At 67.7% G+C, this 14,205-nt stretch carries 13 protein-coding genes; 8 read left to right on the top strand and 5 right to left on the bottom strand.

Translation table 11 applies throughout. The features are described 5' to 3' along the window. Nucleotide 1 precedes the first annotated feature (1 nt). From HALDL1_02410 to HALDL1_02400, 3 genes are read left to right on the top strand one after another with little or no spacing between them, the layout of a single operon-like run. On the top strand, nt 2–979 hold the full coding sequence (locus tag HALDL1_02410) for a 2-oxoisovalerate dehydrogenase subunit beta (protein AHG02605.1): 978 nt from the start codon (nt 2–4) through the stop codon (nt 977–979). Between the two features lies 1 nt (nt 980). Further along, on the top strand, nt 981–2,453 hold the full coding sequence (locus HALDL1_02405; GenBank protein ID AHG02604.1) for a branched-chain alpha-keto acid dehydrogenase subunit E2: 1,473 nt from the start codon (nt 981–983) through the stop codon (nt 2,451–2,453). Further along, nucleotides 2,453–3,877, top strand: a complete 1,425-nt coding sequence (locus tag HALDL1_02400) for a dihydrolipoamide dehydrogenase (GenBank protein ID AHG02603.1) — start codon at nt 2,453–2,455, stop codon at nt 3,875–3,877. Before HALDL1_02405 ends, HALDL1_02400 begins: the two co-directional genes overlap by 1 nt. A gap of 108 nt (nt 3,878–3,985) precedes the next feature. Here HALDL1_02400 and HALDL1_02395 read toward each other — a convergent pair whose 3' ends face one another. After that, a complete protein-coding gene (locus HALDL1_02395; GenBank protein ID AHG05094.1) occupies nt 3,986–4,138 on the bottom strand; it encodes a hypothetical protein in 153 nt (50 codons plus the stop codon). A gap of 302 nt (nt 4,139–4,440) precedes the next feature. On the opposite strand from HALDL1_02395, the gene HALDL1_02390 reads away from it, so the two are divergent. The 5 genes from HALDL1_02390 (at nt 4,441) to HALDL1_02370 (ending at nt 9,391) form a co-directional block, all read left to right on the top strand. Next, nucleotides 4,441–4,593, top strand: a complete 153-nt coding sequence (locus HALDL1_02390; protein ID AHG05093.1) for a hypothetical protein — start codon at nt 4,441–4,443, stop codon at nt 4,591–4,593. Between the two features lie 48 nt (nt 4,594–4,641). Beyond that, complete coding sequence (locus tag HALDL1_02385; GenBank protein ID AHG02602.1) at nt 4,642–5,451, top strand: prephenate dehydratase; 810 nt, start codon at nt 4,642–4,644, stop codon at nt 5,449–5,451. 266 nt (nt 5,452–5,717) lie between these two features. Further along, nucleotides 5,718–6,113 carry a heat shock protein Hsp20 gene (locus HALDL1_02380; GenBank protein ID AHG02601.1) on the top strand — a complete coding sequence of 132 codons (396 nt, stop codon included), beginning with the start codon at nt 5,718–5,720 and terminating at the stop codon, nt 6,111–6,113. Between the two features lie 165 nt (nt 6,114–6,278). Then, a complete protein-coding gene (locus tag HALDL1_02375) occupies nt 6,279–9,119 on the top strand; it encodes a leucyl-tRNA synthetase (protein AHG02600.1) in 2,841 nt (946 codons plus the stop codon). 59 nt (nt 9,120–9,178) lie between these two features. Beyond that, nucleotides 9,179–9,391: a hypothetical protein gene (locus HALDL1_02370; GenBank protein AHG02599.1), complete on the top strand. Its 213-nt coding sequence runs from the start codon at nt 9,179–9,181 to the stop codon at nt 9,389–9,391. 155 nt (nt 9,392–9,546) lie between these two features. Here HALDL1_02370 and HALDL1_02365 read toward each other — a convergent pair whose 3' ends face one another. From HALDL1_02365 to HALDL1_02350, 4 genes are all read right to left on the bottom strand, one after another. After that, complete coding sequence (locus tag HALDL1_02365; GenBank protein ID AHG02598.1) at nt 9,547–10,533, bottom strand: ornithine cyclodeaminase; 987 nt, start codon at nt 10,531–10,533, stop codon at nt 9,547–9,549. Between the two features lie 142 nt (nt 10,534–10,675). Further along, the gene (locus HALDL1_02360; GenBank protein AHG02597.1) at nt 10,676–12,355 is read right to left on the bottom strand and encodes a thermosome subunit; all 1,680 of its coding nucleotides are present in this window, start codon (nt 12,353–12,355) and stop codon (nt 10,676–10,678) included. Between the two features lie 171 nt (nt 12,356–12,526). Next, nucleotides 12,527–13,078, bottom strand: coding sequence for an RNA-processing protein (locus tag HALDL1_02355; GenBank protein AHG02596.1), 552 nt, complete (start codon nt 13,076–13,078; stop codon nt 12,527–12,529). A 55-nt stretch (nt 13,079–13,133) separates the two neighbouring features. Continuing rightward, nucleotides 13,134–13,940 (bottom strand): hypothetical protein, encoded by an 807-nt coding sequence (locus HALDL1_02350; protein AHG02595.1) that lies wholly within the window; start codon nt 13,938–13,940, stop codon nt 13,134–13,136. Nucleotides 13,941–14,205 lie beyond the last annotated feature (265 nt).

The raw sequence follows: 14,205 nt of genomic DNA, 5'->3' as shown, positions 1-14,205 counted from the left end.
GATGAGTGAGAACCTGACCCTAGTGCAGGCGGTACGGGACGGCCTCCGCGACGAGATGGCCGAAGACGACGACGTGCTCGTGATGGGCGAGGACGTCGGGAAGAACGGCGGCGTGTTCCGCGCGACCGAGGGACTCTACGACGAGTTCGGCGGGGAGCGCGTCATCGACACGCCGCTGGCGGAGTCCGGCATCATCGGCACGGCCATCGGGATGGCTGCCTACGGCCTGAAGCCGGTGCCCGAGATCCAGTTCTCCGGGTTCATGTACCCGGGCTTCGACCAGATCGTGAGCCACATGGCCCGCCTCCGGACGCGGAGCCGCGGCCGGTACACGTGTCCGATGGTGCTGCGCGCCCCGATGGGCGGCGGCATCCGCGCGCCGGAACACCACTCCGAGTCCAAGGAGGCGTTCTACGTCCACGAGGCCGGCCTGAAGGTCGCGATGCCGAGCACGCCCCACGACGCGAAGGGAATGCTCATCTCGGCCATCCGCTCGCCGGACCCGGTCATCTTCCTGGAGCCGAAGAAGATCTACCGCGCCTTCCGCGAGGAGGTGCCCGACGACACCTACGAGGTGCCGCTGGGTGAAGCCGCGGTGCGCCGTGAGGGCACCGACGTCTCGGTGTTCACGTGGGGCGCCATGACGCGCCCGACCATCGAGGCCGCCAAGAACCTCGACGGCGAGATAGACGTCGAGGTCGTCGACCTCCGGACGCTCAGCCCGCTCGACATCGACACGGTCGTCGAGTCGTTCAAGAAGACGGGCCGAGCGGCCATCGTCCACGAGGCGCCCCAGACCGCGGGCGTCGGCGCGGAGGTCACCGCGACCATCCAGGAGGAGGCGCTGCTGTACCAGGAGGCACCGGTCGAGCGCATCACCGGCTTCGACGTTCCGTTCCCGCTGGCCGCGCTCGAAGACTACTACCTGCCGGAGCCCGAGCGCATCGAGTCGGGCATCCGAGACGCGTTCGATTTCTGAGATGCCACGAGAATTCAAACTCCCGGACGTCGGCGAGGGTGTCGCGGAGGGCGAGATCGTCAGCTGGCTCGTCTCCGAGGGCGACACCGTCACCGAGGACCAGCCGGTCGCCGAGGTCGAGACCGACAAGGCAGTCGTCGAGGTCCCGTCGCCCGTGAACGGCACGGTGAAGCAGATCCACTTCGACGCCGGCGACGTCGTCCCCGTCGGGGACGTCATCGTCACCTTCGACGTCGAGGGCGAAACCGCGGAACCGGCCGAGGAGACGGCCGACGCCGAGTCGGAACCCGCGGACGAAGCGGAGAGCGAGAGCAAGTCCGCCACGTCGAAGGCCGAGTCGCGGACGTTCGCGCCGCCGAGTGTGCGCCGACTCGCACGCGAACTCGGCGTCGACCTCGATTCGGTCGAGGGGACCGGGCCGTCCGGTCGCGTCACCGAGGGCGACGTGCGCGCGGCCGCCGAGGGTGGCGAATCCGAGGCCACCGACGCGTCGACCGAACCCGCCGAAACCACGCAGACGACGCAGGCCGCGGAGCCGTCGACACAGCCGGCGGCGACGGGCCGCCAGGAGGCCGCCGGACGGGACCGCACGCTCGCGGCGCCCGCGACCCGCGGCCTCGCCCGCGAACTCGGCGTGAACATCGACGACGTGCCGGCTGTCGAGCAGCGCGACGGCGAGGCGTTCGTCACCGCCGAGGCCGTCCAGCAGTACGCCGAGGGCGGCCAGGCAGCGCAGGCCGGGGCTACCGGCGGCGCGGCCCGCCAGTACGCCGAGGGCGGCGAGACGACGGAACCCTACCGCGGCATCCGCCGCACCATCGGCAAGCAGATGGCCGAGTCGAAGTACACGGCCCCGCACGTCACCCACCACGACACCGCGCCCATCGACGCGCTCGTCGAGACGCGCGCGAAACTGAAGGAGCGCGCCGCCGAGAAGGACGTGAAGCTGACGTACATGCCGTTCGTGATGAAGGCCATCGTCGCAGCGCTGCAGGAGTTCCCCATCCTGAACTCCGAACTCCGCGAGGAAGACGAGGAGATCGCCATCAAGCAGGACTACAACGTCGGCATCGCGGTGGCGACGGACGCCGGCCTGATGGTGCCCGTCGTGAAGCACGTCGACCAGAAGTCGATGCTCCAGGTGGCCAGCGAGGTGAACGAACTCGCACAGAAGGCGCGTGACCGCTCCATCTCCCGCGAGGAGATGCAGGGCGGCACGTTCACGGTCACGAACTTCGGCGCCATCGGCGGGGAGTACGCCACGCCCATCATCAACTACCCGGAGACGGCCATCATGGGGCTGGGCGCCATCGACGAGCGCCCGGTCGCCGAGGACGGCGAGGTGCGGGCGGCGATGACGCTCCCGCTGTCGCTCTCCATCGACCACCGCGTCATCGACGGCGCGGAGGCCGCTGCGTTCACCAACCGTGTCATGGACTACTTGACCGAGCCCGAACTACTACTACTCGAATAATGGTTGTCGGAGACGTATCCACTGGAACGGAAGTTGCGGTCGTCGGGGCCGGTCCCGGCGGCTACGTCGCGGCCATCCGCGCCGGACAGCTCGGCCTCGACGTGACGCTCGTCGAGAAGGACGCCTACGGGGGCACCTGCCTGAACTACGGCTGCATCCCCTCGAAGGCGATGATCACGGCGACTGACGTCGCCCACGACGCCGGCGACGCCGAGGAGATGGGCGTCTACGCCGACCCCGAGGTCGACGTCGGCGAGATGGTCGAATGGAAGGACAGCGTCGTCGACCAGCTGACTGGCGGCGTCGAGAAGCTCTGCAAGGCCAACGGCGTCAACCTCATCGAGGGGCGCGCGGAGTTCGCGGGCAACGACAAGCTCCGCGTCGTCCACGGCGGCGACGGCCAGGGCTCCGAGACCATCACCTACGAGCACTGCATCGTCGCCACCGGCTCGAAGCCCATCGAGGTGCCGGGCTTCGAGTTCGACGGCGAGCACGTCATCGACTCCCGGCAGGCGCTCGCGATGGAGGAGTATCCCGAGTCGATGGTCGTCGTCGGCGCGGGCTACATCGGCATGGAGATCTCGACCGTCCTCGCGAAACTCGGCGTCGACGTCACCGTCGTCGAGATGCTCGACGAGGCGCTCGTCGGCTACGAGGACGACCTCACGCGCCCCGTCAAGCAGCGCGCAGAGGAACTCGGTATCGACTTCGAGTTCGGCCTCGCCGCCGACTCCTGGGAGGAGTCCGGCGACGGCGTCGTTCTCACCGCCGAGGACGAGGACGGCGAGACCACCGACTTCGAGACCGAGAAAGTGCTCGTCGCGGTGGGCCGTCAGCCGGTCACGGACACTCTGAACCTCGACGCGGTCGGCCTCGAACCGAACGACGACGGCCGCCTCGCGACCGACGACCAGGCCCGGACCGACGCCGAGAACGTCTTCGCCATCGGTGACGTCGCGCCCGGCCCGATGCTCGCGCACAAGGCGAGCAAGGAGGGCGAGGTCGCCGCCGAGGTCGTCGCTGGCGAACCCGCGGCCCTCGACTACCAGGCCGTCCCCGCCGCGGTGTTCACGGACCCCGAGATTGCGACCGTCGGCCTCACCGCGGACGCGGCCGAAGAGCAGGGCTTCGAACCGGCGGTCGGGAAGTTCCCGTTCAACGCCAGCGGCCGCGCGCTCACCACGGGCGAAAGCGACGGCTTCGTGCGCGTCGTCGCCGACGAGGAGAGCGGCTTCATCCTCGGCGCGCAGATCGTCGGCCCGGAGGCCAGCGAACTCATCGCTGAGCTCGCGCTCGCCGTCGAGATGGGTGCCACCCTCGAGGACGTCGCCTCCACCATCCACACCCACCCGACACTCGCCGAAGCCGTCAAGGAGGCCTCCGAGCACGCGCTCGGCCACGCCATCCACACGCTCAACCGGTAACCCTCACCCCTCTCGCTTCGCTCAGTTCTCGCCCGGCATATTCTCGAGCCGGTGCCGTGGTCGGCGAAAGAAAAGTGTGCAGGCCGCCCCGCGTCGCGAGTTGCTGATCTACGTCTGCTCCATCATGTCCCGCGCATCGTCGTCGCTCATCTCCATGTCGTGTTTCTCGTGGGCGTGGTCCTTGAGGTTACTCAGGACCTCCTGTTCGTCGTCGGACTTCACCATGAACTCGTCCTCCTGACAGCTAGCCTGGTATGCCATTGTTCTGGACACCGTGCTAACGATGCACGCAGTCGGGCATTGTTACACAGATGGTACGAACGGGAAAGGAGGCCTTTTGCTGCCGAGGAGTGGCGTAAGGCGTCGTTGTCTCACCCCCGGCTGCCACTACCCGGCGTCGACGACGCGGCCACGTGATTCCGTGACGGGGTGAGTCGATCGACTGCGAGTAGCGGTCCCCTTCGGCGCCGCTCGCTGGAAGGCAGCAGACCGGCGCCCCCGGGTCGCTGGCTCGAGAGTTACGAACCATAACGCGTTTCCTCGCTTCCCGAAACCACTCGCGCATGACCGACTCCGAGGGCGCAAAGACGATGCTAATCGGCGTGCAGGTGACGCTGCTCGCACTCCTGCTCCCTGGCTGGCTGCCGGACGCCTACCCCGTCGTCCTCGCCATCTTCGGCACCGCGCTCGTCGTCGGCGGCTACCGGCTGGGGTAGCCTGTCGGCCCGACGGCCTTTTCCCGCGTCCACCGCTACCAGGGAGGCATGCAGACGGTCACGCTCGGGCCGACCGGAACGTACTCCCACCGCGCAGCGCTCGCCGTCGCCGACGACGGCGACATCGCGTTCTCGGAGTCCGTCCGCGGTATCGTCGACGCGGTCGAAGACGGGAGCGCCGAACGCGGCGTCGTCCCCATCGAGAACAGCATCGAGGGCTCCGTCACCGAGACCCTGGACGCGCTCGCGGACACCGACCTCGCCGTCGTGCGTGAGGTCGTCACACCCGTGAAGCACGCGCTCATCGCCCAGAGCGGGAACTTCGACACCGTGGCCAGCCACTCACAGGCGCTCGCGCAGGTCCGCTCGTTCCTCGACGAGAACTACCCCGACGTCCACCGCGAAGCCGTCGCCTCCACCGCACGGAGCGTCGAACTCGCCCGCGAGGATCCGACCGTCGCCGGTATCGCCCATCCCGACAACGCCACCGGCGAACTCCAGCTCGTCGCCGAGGACATCCAGGACCGCACCAGCAACTCCACGCGCTTTTTCGTCGTCGCACCCCCCGAGGACCGCTCGGACGCCGGCGGGAAGTCCTCGTTCGTCGTCTACCCGAACGCGAACTACCCCGGGCTACTGCTCGAACTGCTCGAACCGTTCGCCGACCGCGACATCAACCTCTCCCGGGTCGAGTCCCGGCCTTCCGGCGAACGCCTCGGCGACTACGTCTTCCACATCGACGTCGCCGCCGGCCTCTACGAGGAGCGCACGCAGGCCGCCCTCAAGGAGATCGAGGCCATCGCCGCCGAGGGCTGGGTCCACCGCCTCGGCTCCTACGACGTCGAGCACGTCGTCTAGAACGCACTTTTTGCGCTGCGGGGGTGCGCCTCCGGCGCACCCCGCTCGGCAAAAACTTGCGGAAAAAGCACTCCTCGTTCCTGCCGCTTCGCTACGCTCGCGTTAGTCGCTCGTCGGCCTCCGCTCACTCACTGTGTTGGTTCGCGTAGTGAACCGCGCCCCTTCCGGGGTCTTCGACCCGCTCGGGTCGCGGATGCTCGACCGTCCAATTGTCGAACGTGTAACTGGCCGGTGGCTTTTCGGGAGTGCGCGGAGAACATTCGTGCATGACATCTCGCGGCATTCCATTCGACGACCTGGAACGGGTTCTCGAGCGACTGGACGACGCCCGCGGCGGCAGCGAGTTCGCGGTGGATATCGAGGACGCCGACGACCAGTTCACGGTCACCGCCGACCTCCCCGGGTTCGAGACGGAGGATATCCAGGTAGAGGTCCAGGACCGGACGGTCCGCATCGACGCCGAGCGGAGCGAGGAGACCGAAATCGACGACGAGCAGTACATCCGTCGGGAGCGGAGCGAGCGCTCGGCCAGTCGAGATCTCACGCTCCCGGAGGCCGTCGACGTGGAGGCGACGAGCGCGTCGTTCGAGCACGGCGTCCTCACCGTCGAACTGCCGAAGGTGAGCGCGTCCGGCGACGGGACGATGGTGGACATCGAGTAGTAGCCGCGACCCTGTGCTGTCGTTCTGGCGTGCTCACTCGCGGACGGAGCGCGTTAATGCCCCAGTGCGTGCGCCGCGGTACCACCCGGCATTCTTTGCCAGTATCTGACAGGACCGACAGTCACTATGGGAGGGCTTTTGGACTGCGGGAGAGTCACGTCGGGTATGACCTACCAGCCACGGGAAATCGAGGAGAAGTGGCAGGACCGCTGGGCCGAGGGCGGTCGCTATCACGCCGACCCTGAGCCCGACGCCGACGAGGACGCGACGTTCGTCACCGTTCCCTACCCCTACCCTTCCGGGGGGATGCACATCGGACACGCCCGCACCTACACCGTGCCCGACGTGTACGCCCGCTACCGACGGCTGCAGGGCGACAACGTGCTGTTCCCCATCGCGTGGCACGTCACGGGCACGCCCATCATCGGCGCGGTGAACCGCCTGCAGAAGGGCGAGGAGGAGCAACTGTCGGTGCTCCGGGACACGTACAACGTCCCCGAGGACGAACTCGAGACCCTGGAGACGCCGATGGGGTTCGCGCGCTACTTCATCGAGAACCACTACAAGGAGAACATGCAGTCCCTCGGCCTCAGCATCGACTGGCGCCGGGAGTTCACGACGAACGACGAGCGCTACTCGAAGTTCGTCACGTGGCAGTACGAGACCCTGCGGGACCACGGCCGCCTGGAGAAGGGGCTCCACCCCGTGAAGTACTGCACCGACGAGGAGAATCCCGTCACCACCCACGACATCCTGGAGGGCGAGGAGGCGGAGTTCCAGGAGTACACGCTCGTCAAGTTCGGCCACGGTGACACGGTGGTCCCGATGGCGACGCTGCGCCCGGAGACGGTCCGGGGCGTCACGAACGCCTACATCGACCCGGACGCCGACTACGTCGAGGCCGAAGTCGACGGCGAGCGCTGGCTGGTCAGCGACGAGGCCGCGGAGAAACTCGTCCTCCAGCAGCGCGACGTCCGCATCCTCGACCGGTTCACGGGCGATCGACTGGTCGGCGAGCGCGTCACCAACCCCGTCACGGGCGAGGACGTGCTCGTGCTGCCCGCTGACTTCGTCGACGCAGACAACGCGACGGGCGTCGTGATGTCCGTGCCGGCGCACTCCCCGGACGACTGGGTCGCGCTGGAAGAAGCCAAAGCCGACGACGATCGGATGCGGGAGTACGGCATCGACCCCGCCGACGTCGACGCCATCGAGCCGAAGGCCATCATCGACGTTGAGGCCTACGACGACGAGTTCCCGGCGCGGGCCGCCGTCGCGGAACACGGCATCGAGTCCAGCGACGACCCCGCCCTGGAGGATGCCACCCAGCAGGTGTACAACCGCGAGTTCCACAGCGGGACGCTGAAGGAGATGTACGGCGAGTACGCCGGCGAAGTCGTGGAGGACGTCCGCGACGAACTCGCCGACCACTTCCAGGCCAGCGGGGAGTTCGACACGATGTACGAGTTCTCCGAGGAGGTCGTCTGCCGCTGCGGCGGCGAGGTCGAAGTCGCCAAGCAGGACACGTGGTTCCTCACGTACAGCGACGAGGACTGGAAGGAACTCGCCCACGACGCCATCGCCGATCTGGACGCCATCCCGGAGAACACCCGCGACCAGCTCGACCACACCGTCGACTGGCTGAACGAGTGGCCCTGCATCCGGAACTACGGCCTCGGCACCCGGCTGCCGTGGGACGACGACTTCGTCATCGAACCGCTGTCGGACTCGACGGTGTACATGTCCTACTACACCATCGCCCACCGACTGGAAGACGTCCCTCCAGAGGAGTTGGATAGGGAGTTCTTCGACACGCTGTTCTACGGTGCGGACGCCGTCGACGACCCGGACGAGACGGCCCTCGACCTGCGCGAGGAGTGGGACTACTGGTACCCCGTGGACTACCGCATCTCGGGGAACGACCTCATCTCGAACCACCTCACGTTCTACCTGTTCCACCACACCGACCTGTTCGACGAGTCGAAGTGGCCGGAGGGAATCGCCGTCGCAGGCATGGGGCTACTGGAGGGGAAGGCGATGTCCTCGTCGAGCGGGCACGTCGTGCTTCCCACGGAGGCCATCGAGGAGTACGGCGCCGACACCGTCCGGTTCTTCCTACTGAACTCCGCGGAGCCCTGGCAGGACTTCGACTGGCGTGGCGACGAGGTCGGCACCACGCAGGACCAGCTCGCACGGTTCCACGAGCGAGCGCAGGACGTCATCGAGAGCGAAGCGGGAGAACGCGACCTGAAGCGCATCGACCGCTGGCTGCTGTCGAAGCTCCAGTCGACGGTCCGGGACGCTACCGAGGCGATGGACGAGTTCCAGACCCGGAAGGCCAGCCAAGAGGCGTTCTACCACTTCGAGGAGCACCTGACGTGGTACCGGAAGCGCGCTGACCTCGACCGACCGGGCGCGCGCTGGACGCTCCAGGAGGTCCTGCAGACCCGACTGCGCCTGCTGGCGCCCATCGTCCCGTTCCTCGCCAACGAACTCCACGAGCAGTTGACCGGCGACCCGGTGGAGGACGCGGCGTGGCCGGAGCCGGACGCCGACCTGGAGTCAGCGCGCGTGGAGGTCGAGGAGCGACTGGTCGAGAACCTGGCGGACGACGTGCGCGAGGTCATCGACGTCACGGGAACCGACCCGGACAGCATCGCCATCTACACCGCGGCACCGTGGAAGCACCGCGTCTACGAGACGGTGCGAGAGACCGGGCCGGACGTCGGCGCGGTGATGGGCAAGGTGATGCAGAAGGAGTCGCTGCGCGAGAAGGGTGACGCGGTCAACGACCTCGCGCAGGACCTCGTGGCGGACGTCCGCGAGCGCGAGGACGACGAACTCGCGGCGCTCGACGAGGTCGACGAGACCGAACTGTACGAGACGGCAGCCGGCTACATCGCCCGGGAGTTCGACGCGTCGGTGGACGTGGTCGCCGAGCAGGACGCGGACGCCGACCGGGCGTCGCGCGCGGTGCCGTTCCGACCGGCCATCGACCTGGAGTAGCACCTCGGTGGTCGCGGGCGAGCCAACCCTTAACGTAGCCGGCCCGCCAACTACATCGCATGAGCGTCGCTCCAGAGCCAGTCAGGAAGGCGGTGCGGACGGTCACCGAACCGGTCCGCTCGCGGTCGGACGTGGAGATGAACACCATCGGGTGGCTGCTGTTCCTCGGACTGCTGTTCGTGCTCGTCCCACTGCTGCCGATTCTCGTGGCACTCTGGGTCGTCACGACGGTCTGGGACTACCTCTCCGGGCAGTTTTCCAGCGACGAGTAGGGCGTACAGGCGGCGAGTTCGCATCCGCGAGGCGTCCACCGCGCTACTGCTCGCACCTCTTCTCAGGTCACGCGCGGGGTTGGTCCCGCTCTGCTATTTGAACCTACGCAGGAATCCAGCGAGCATCCGCGAGCGCAGCGCAAAAAGTGGGTTTCCTAGACGCCCAGCAGGTCGAACGGGTAGCCGTTGTCGTGTTCGTCGGCGTGTTCGTAGACGACGTGGGCGGCGGCGATGTCCTGGATGGCGAGGCCGGTGGAGTCGAAGACGGTGACGGTGTCCGCCGCCGTGCGGCCGTCCTTCTGGCCGGTGACGATCTCGCCGATTTCGCCGTAGATGTCGTCGTCGCCGAGGACGCCGGCGTTGTACGGGACGTTGATCTCGCCGGAGTGAGTGGTCTGTGCGTAGTCGTCGATGACGAGTTTGCTGGCGAGGAGGATGTCGTCAGCGAGCTCGTGTTTGCCCTCTGCGTCGGCGCCCATCGCGTTGACGTGCGTGTGGTCGCCGAGGTCCTCGGGTGCGACGAGTGGTTCCTCGACTGGCGTGACCGTCGAGAGCACGTCGCAGTGGCCGGCGTCCGAGATGGAGCCGCCGCGGACGTCAAAGCTGTCCGCGAAGTAGTCGACGAACTTCTGGACGGCCTCGTCGTCGATGTCGCTGACGACAACCTCCTCGATGTCTCGGACCGCGGAGATGGCCTCCAGTTGCGTGTACGCCTGGACGCCCGCGCCGACGACGCCGAAGGAACTGGCGTCCTCGACGGCGAGGTGGTCGGTGGCGACGGCGGCGGCCGCGCCGGTGCGCTTCATCGTGAGTTCGGTGCCGTCCATGAGCGCGAGCGGGTAGGCGTTCTCCGGGTCGGAGTACACCATCGTCCCCATTACGGTCGGGAGGTCGAAGTCGTCGGGGTTGTCGGGGTGGACGTTCACCCACTTGATGCCGGCGGCGTCCCAGGACCCGGCGTCGAGGTAGGCGGGCATCGACCGGAAGTCGCCGTTGTACTGCGGGAGGTCGATGTAGGACTTCGCGGGCATCTGGGCGTTCCCGTTCTCGTAGGCGGCGAACGCGTCCTCGACCGCCGATATCAGCTCCGGCATCGGCGTGTTGACGTCCACGTCCTCCTTGTTGAGCAGCAGCGTCTCCATGGGGCAAAAATTGCAGGGCCGCCACTTAGAACATCCGTTACGCGACGCTGTCGCTATCGGGCGTAGCGTCGAAAGAAAATCGCGTGTCGGTGAGCGGGCAGTGCTGGACGAGAGGCGGGGGTGAAGTGGGTCGTGACCTACGTCACATCGCGCCGCCCATGCCGCCCATGCCGCCCATGCCGCCGCCCATGCCGCCGGGGCCGCCGGCGGGGCCGTCGTCGCCGTCGTCGTCGCCGACCTGGCCACCCACGAGGTCGCCGGCCGCGATGACGTCGTCGATGCGCAGGATCATGACGGCCGCCTCGGTGGCGGACTCGATGGCCTGGGTCTTGACGCGGAGCGGCTCGACGACGCCGTCGTCGGTCATGTTGACGACGTCACCGGTGTAGGCGTCGAGGCCCGCGGCCTTGTCGCCGCCGTCGTGCTGGGAGCGCAGGTCCACGAGGGAGTCGATGGGGTCGTGGCCGGCGTTCTCCGCGAGGGTGCGCGGGATGACTTCCAGCGCGTCGGCGAACGCTTCGACGGCGAGCTGTTCGCGGCCGCCGACGGAGTCGGCGAAGTCGCGGAGCTGCATCGCGAGTTCGGTCTCGGGTGCGCCGCCGCCGGGGAGGACCTGACCGTCCTCGAGGGTGACGCGCACGACGCCGAGGGCGTCCTCGATGGCGCGCTCGACCTCGTCGACGACGTGCTCGGTCCCGCCGCGGAGGACGAGGGTGACGCTCTTGGCTTCCTCGACGTCCTCGACGAAGATGCGCTCGTCGCCGCCGATGTCCTTCTGGGCGACGCTGCCGGCGTCACCGAGGTCGTCGGCGTCGATCTCCTTGACGTTCGAGACCGGGTTGGCGCCCGTGGCGCGGGACAGTCGGGTGAAGTCGTCGGACTTCACGCGGCGGACGGCGAGGATGCCCTCCTTCGCGAGGTAGTGCTGGGCCATGTCGTCGATGCCGCCGTCGACGAAGACGACGTTGGCGCCGACCTCGGCGAGGGAGTCGACCATCGCCTTGAGCTGCTCCTCTTCCTGGTCGAGGAACTGCTGGAGCTGGTCGGGGTCGGTGACGTTGACCTCGGTGTCGATCTCAGTCTCCTGGATCTCGAGGCCGTCGTCGACGAGCGCGATGTTCGCGTCGTCGACGCCGAACGGCATGTTCTCGCTGACGCGGGTCTTGTCGACGATGACGCCCTCGATGAGCTCGGAGTTCTCGATGGCGCCGCCGGTGACCTTCTCGACTTTCACGTTGTCCGTGTCGACGGAGTCGTCGTCGGCGACGGACTGGACCGCGCTGACGACGAGGCTGGAGAGCACGTCCTTGGCGTTCTCCGCGCCCTTGCCGGTCATGGCGGTCGCGGCGATCTTCTTGAGGGTCTCGGTGTCGTCGGCGGAGACGTCGATGGCGGCGTCCTCGAGGAACTCCTTGGCCTGCTCTGCGGCCTGACGGTAGCCCTGCGCGAGCGTGGTGGCGTGGATGTCCTGCTCGAGGAGGTCCTCGGCTTCCGAGAGGAGTTCACCGGAGACGACGACGGCGGAGGTGGTGCCGTCGCCGACCTCGGTCTCCTGGGTCTCGGCGACCTCGACGATCATGTTCGCCGCCGGGTGCTCGATGTCCATCTCCTTGAGGATGGTGACGCCGTCGTTCGTGACGACGACCTCGCCCGTGGAGTCGACGAGCATCTTGTCCATGCCCTTCGGGCCGAGTGTGGTGCGGACCGCTTCCGCGACCGCTTTGCCGGCGGTGATGTTCATCGACTGTGCGTCTTTGCCAGAGGTGCGCTGACTGTCCTCGGACAGTACAATCAGCGGCTGGTTGCCCATCTGCTGCGCCATAATCACTCATTGATTGAATGCGATTCTATTTATAGTTTGTGCGCGAGAGAGTGACACACCCGCCGAGAGTGGCGCAGACGGCCCCCTGGGGGCGCGATAGCGAATGGCAAGAAGAGGCTTTATCCGTGTGAAATCACCCCGTGACCCGCGACAGGCCCCGGAGTAGCGGCCCTATCCGGGGAACTCGTGGTAGTCCATCCCCTGTCGTTTCAGCTCCTCGGTGCGCTTGCGCTCGAGGAACGAGTAGACCGCGCCGTGCGGGGCGCCGTCGAGCAGCATCTCGGCGGCCGACCGGGCGACGTCGACCTCGTTCGGCTGGCCGATGACGCCGAACGTCGAGCCGTAGATGACGACGTTCGCGCCCGTGAGTTCCTCCATCAGCTCCCGCGTCCGGCCGTTCTCACCGATGAGCCGGCCCTTCTTCCGGCGGAGGTCGTTGTCGTTGCGCGCCGCGCGCCCGATGTCGATGGTGTCGAACATCCGCATCTCGTCGTCGAGGAGGCTGAGCGCCTCGTCGGGCTTGAACCCGCGACCGATGGCCCGCACGATCTCCGGGGCCTTCATCCCGCGCACGGGGTCGCCGACCCGCTCGATGGCCACCGACCCGTCCTGGGAGTCGACGTCGAGTTCGACCTCTGCGGCCTGCTCGATTCGGCGGAGCGTCTCACCCCCGTCGCCGATCAGCGCACCGATCCGGTCCTGCGGAATCTTCACGTGTTTCATGGACCGAACTATTCGGTCGGTGCGTAAAAGCCTTCGTCACCAGCGTGGGAGGCTCTCACGCGCGTTCCGCACCGACGACAGCGAGGTCCTCGTCGAGAGTGAGCGCCAGTGCGTCGTCGTCCAGTTCGACGGTGACGACCGCGCAGTCGCCGTCGAACGCCGCGTCTGCGAGCCAGTCGACGTCCCAGATTGGGATACCGCGGATATCGCGGCCGTGGTCGTGGTAGAAGGAGACGACCGCCGTGTGGTCGAGCGCGACGACCGCCGCGAGGCCCTGGAACTCCCCGCCGCAGCGTTCGCACTCGAAGACCGCCCGTGGCCCGAGGTCGCCGTCCGCCAGCCGTCCGGCGGTGGGGCCGCTGCACTCCGTGCAGAAACCGGCGTTCACCTCCCGCAGTTTGGTCCGGAGGAAGCCGTCGAGCGCGCCCGAGAGGTCGTCCTCGCGGTCCTCGACGAACGCCGGGGGAACGGCGCCCGCCAGGACGGACACCTCGCAGTCGGTGCAGTCGACGTAGCCGTGGTCGTCCTCGTAGCGGGCTTCCAGGTCGCCGCCGCAGTGCGAGCAGTGGCCCTCGACCGGGACCGGGCCGAGCGACGTCTCCTCGGTGTACGCGCCGGAGTAGAGCCCGCCGACGACTCTGGTGCCCGCGTACCGGAGCGTGTAGCCGTCCTCTCCCTTCTCGACGAACCGGCCGCGAAGTTCGCCCAGGTGGTAGTTGAACCGGCCGGAGTCACGGACATCGACGCGGTCGCGCAGCGCCGAGAACGAGAGGGGGTCCTCGGCGTCCCAGAGTTCCCTGAGGATGCGCACGCGGAGTCCGTCGGCGACGGCGGCGAACGCGTCCTCGGCGTCCTCGCTCATGTCTCAAGAGTGGGCCATCGGGGGCTTCAGCGTTGCGCCGCGCGGAGGCGTGGTGCAGTCAGTAGCCGAAGCCGACGCAGCGTGGTGCAGTCAGTAGCCGAAGCCGACGCAGCGTGGTGCAGTCAGTAGCCGAAGCCGACGCAGCGTGGTGCAGTCAGTAGCCGAAGCCGACGCGCCGTGGTGCAGTCAGTAGCCGAAGCCGACGCAGCGTGGTGCAGTCAGTAGCCGAAGCCGACGCAGCGTGGTGCAGTCAGTAGCCGAAGCC

It is taken from the genome of Halobacterium sp. DL1, from assembly GCA_000230955.3.
Lineage (GTDB): Archaea > Halobacteriota > Halobacteria > Halobacteriales > Halobacteriaceae > Halobacterium.
This window is presented reverse-complemented; position numbering and strand designations above follow the sequence as displayed.

What these genes read in the sequence shown, in the direction of transcription:
- HALDL1_02410 (AHG02605.1), top strand. Translation starts at nt 2, where the DNA reads ATGAGTGAGAACCTGACCCTAGTGCAGGCGGTACGGGACGGCCTCCGC.
- HALDL1_02370 (AHG02599.1), top strand. Translation starts at nt 9,179, where the DNA reads ATGAGCGTCGCTCCAGAGCCAGTCAGGAAGGCGGTGCGGACGGTCACC.
- HALDL1_02360 (AHG02597.1), bottom strand. Translation starts at nt 12,355, where the DNA reads ATGGCGCAGCAGATGGGCAACCAGCCGCTGATTGTACTGTCCGAGGAC.
- HALDL1_02405 (AHG02604.1), top strand. Translation starts at nt 981, where the DNA reads ATGCCACGAGAATTCAAACTCCCGGACGTCGGCGAGGGTGTCGCGGAG.
- HALDL1_02390 (AHG05093.1), top strand. Translation starts at nt 4,441, where the DNA reads ATGACCGACTCCGAGGGCGCAAAGACGATGCTAATCGGCGTGCAGGTG.
- HALDL1_02395 (AHG05094.1), bottom strand. Translation starts at nt 4,138, where the DNA reads ATGGCATACCAGGCTAGCTGTCAGGAGGACGAGTTCATGGTGAAGTCC.
- HALDL1_02350 (AHG02595.1), bottom strand. Translation starts at nt 13,940, where the DNA reads ATGAGCGAGGACGCCGAGGACGCGTTCGCCGCCGTCGCCGACGGACTC.
- HALDL1_02355 (AHG02596.1), bottom strand. Translation starts at nt 13,078, where the DNA reads ATGAAACACGTGAAGATTCCGCAGGACCGGATCGGTGCGCTGATCGGC.
- HALDL1_02365 (AHG02598.1), bottom strand. Translation starts at nt 10,533, where the DNA reads ATGGAGACGCTGCTGCTCAACAAGGAGGACGTGGACGTCAACACGCCG.
- HALDL1_02400 (AHG02603.1), top strand. Translation starts at nt 2,453, where the DNA reads ATGGTTGTCGGAGACGTATCCACTGGAACGGAAGTTGCGGTCGTCGGG.
- HALDL1_02375 (AHG02600.1), top strand. Translation starts at nt 6,279, where the DNA reads ATGACCTACCAGCCACGGGAAATCGAGGAGAAGTGGCAGGACCGCTGG.
- HALDL1_02380 (AHG02601.1), top strand. Translation starts at nt 5,718, where the DNA reads ATGACATCTCGCGGCATTCCATTCGACGACCTGGAACGGGTTCTCGAG.
- HALDL1_02385 (AHG02602.1), top strand. Translation starts at nt 4,642, where the DNA reads ATGCAGACGGTCACGCTCGGGCCGACCGGAACGTACTCCCACCGCGCA.